The sequence below is a fragment of the Pauljensenia sp. UMB3104 genome (assembly GCF_030217285.1).
GTDB lineage: Bacteria > Actinomycetota > Actinomycetes > Actinomycetales > Actinomycetaceae > Pauljensenia.
This window is the reverse complement of the sequence record NZ_JASONN010000346.1, coordinates 1-265: the sequence shown is the minus strand read 5'-3', so window position 1 is coordinate 265 and position 265 is coordinate 1. Positions and strand designations below refer to the sequence as shown.

Here is a 265-nt window from a genome sequence, read left to right as displayed (position 1 = left end):
GTACGGCCATATCCAAAACCACTGCCGGGATGCCAGCCTTTACCGCCGCGTCCACAGTGTTCTTATCGAGTAACAGCCCAGTCAAGTTCAAATCAGGGTCCAGACCAGCCTCATTCAGGGCTTCGACCGTGTACTCGGTGGCTTTATCAGCGTTACCGCTATCAATAGTGCGCTGCGTGGCGGTAGCAAGCGCCGCCTGGTAGGCAGTAAGTGTTTTCCCCACTTCAACAGAGGGGACCGGACTAACAAGCGTCCAGTCCCCAAC

The 265-nt window shown here is 56.2% G+C and carries 1 protein-coding gene; it reads right to left on the bottom strand.

The genetic code is table 11. From position 1 onward, the window contains the following. Positions 1 to 223 (bottom strand): hypothetical protein (locus QP415_RS11980; protein ID WP_285100227.1); only part of this gene is annotated, 223 nt, incomplete at its 3' end. Positions 224 to 265: the final 42 nt, after the last annotated feature.